At 66.0% G+C, this 1,853-nt stretch carries 2 protein-coding genes; one reads left to right on the plus strand and one right to left on the minus strand.

Translation table 11 applies throughout. The features are described from left to right. Positions 1-326: 326 nt before the first annotated feature. Positions 327-791, minus strand: a complete 465-nt coding sequence (locus tag AX685_RS17510; protein WP_066490938.1) for an Lrp/AsnC family transcriptional regulator — start codon at positions 789-791, stop codon at positions 327-329. A 94-nt stretch (positions 792-885) separates the two neighbouring features. Between AX685_RS17510 and AX685_RS17515 the strand changes: the two genes are divergently transcribed. Then, a partial coding sequence (locus AX685_RS17515; protein ID WP_197418678.1) for a proline dehydrogenase family protein occupies positions 886-1,853 on the plus strand: 968 nt, incomplete at its 3' end.

The raw sequence follows: 1,853 nt of genomic DNA on the forward strand, positions 1-1,853 counted from the left end.
GGCGGGCGCGGCCTGTGCCATGGCCGGGATGGTCAGCGCGGCGATACCCGAAAGCAGACACCAGCGGGTGCGTGCGGAAAACAGCATGTTGATTCATTCCCCTTACGGCCATCGGGCCGACAAGGGCGCGCTAGGTCGATTCGGGGGCAGCGTGATGACGGTTCGATGACAGACGAAGACCCGCGAACATCATCTGTTTTTCATTTTGATGACGCGAAAGTGATGTGACGTGCTTGGATAAAAGGATGCCGAGGAGAAGTGATCGACGTATTGGGTGATCTGTTTTTGTGTGGATACCATGACGCGATGACATCTTTCACGATGCTTCACACCACGGCTTCGCGGATCGCCTCCATTGCGACGAAGGTGGACGTGTGTGCGACATGGGGCAAGGCGGAAATGCGTTCGCCCAACACCTCGCGATAGCGGCGGATGTCGGCGGTGCGCACCTTCAGCAGATAATCGAAGCTGCTGGCGATCATGTGGCATTCCTCCACTTCGGGTATCTTCAGCACCGCGCGGCGGAAATCCTCGAGCGCGGCCTCGCGCGTGTCGGACAGCTTCACTTCGGCGAAGGCGACATGGTCCAGTCCCAGCCGTGCAGGGTCGATCACTGCGCGGAACCCCAGGATATAACCATCCGCGATCAACCGCTTGAGCCGAACCTGACACGGCGTCTTCGACAGCCCCACCTGCCGCGCGAGATCGGCAACGGAGAGGCGACCGTCGGCGCGCAACGCCGCGACGATGCGTAGGTCGAACGGGTCGAGAGGATCGGTCCTGGCGGCCATATGTACTGCAATCCCGCGTGATTGAAGGTTGATCAGCGCGACGACGGGCGTGTTATGGTCTGATCGCCGTGCCGCTTTCTGATAGGGGATCGGCATGACCGACGCCACGCCCCTGTTCGCCGCCTTCGCGCCGCCCGTCCGCCAGCCGACCGGCTTGCGCGTCGCGATCACCGCCGCATACCGCCGTCCTGAGGCGGAGGCGATGGCGCCGCTGCTGGATGAGGCGACGCTGCCCGATGCGGTGCGCGAGGCGGCGGCGCGCACCGCCACCGCTTTGGTCACCGCACTGCGCAACAAGCACAAGGGCAATGGCGTCGAGGGGCTGGTGCAGGAATATGCGCTGTCCAGCCAGGAGGGCGTCGCGCTGATGTGCCTGGCCGAGGCGCTGCTGCGCATTCCCGACACCGCGACGCGCGATGCGCTGATCCGCGACAAGATCGCGGGTGGGGACTGGCGCTCGCACGTCGGTGACGGGCGGTCGCTGTTCGTCAATGCGGCCAGTTGGGGGCTGGTGGTGACCGGCAAGCTGACCGGCAGCGTCAATGATAGCGGGCTGTCGGCGGCGCTGACGCGCCTGATCGCGCGCGCGGGCGAGCCGGTGATCCGCCGCGGGGTGGACATGGCGATGCGGATGATGGGCGAACAGTTCGTCACCGGCGAGACGATCGCCGAGGCGCTGCGCCGCGCCCGCCCGCTGGAGGCGCGTGGTTTCCGCTACAGCTACGACATGTTGGGGGAGGCGGCGACCACCGCCGCGGATGCCGATCGCTATTACCGCGATTACGAGGCGGCGGTCCATGCGATCGGCGCGGCATCGGCGGGGCGCGGCGTCTACGAAGGGCCGGGAATTTCGATCAAGCTGTCGGCGCTGCACCCGCGCTATTCCCGCGCGCAGGCGGAGCGGGTGATGGCGGAGCTGCTGCCGCGGGTGAAGGCGCTGGCGCTGCTGGCGCGGCAGTACGACATCGGCTTGAACATCGATGCGGAGGAGGCTGACCGGCTGGAACTGTCGCTCGACCTGCTCGAAAGCCTGGCGCTCGACCCCGAGCTGAAGGGCTGGGC

Source organism: Sphingomonas sp. CCH9-F2 (genome assembly GCF_001556735.1).
GTDB classification, from domain to species: domain Bacteria; phylum Pseudomonadota; class Alphaproteobacteria; order Sphingomonadales; family Sphingomonadaceae; genus Sphingomonas; species Sphingomonas ginsenosidimutans.

Coding starts and splice junctions, on each gene's coding strand:
- AX685_RS17510 (WP_066490938.1), bottom strand. CDS start 791: ATGGCCGCCAGGACCGATCCTCTCGACCCGTTCGACCTACGCATCGTC.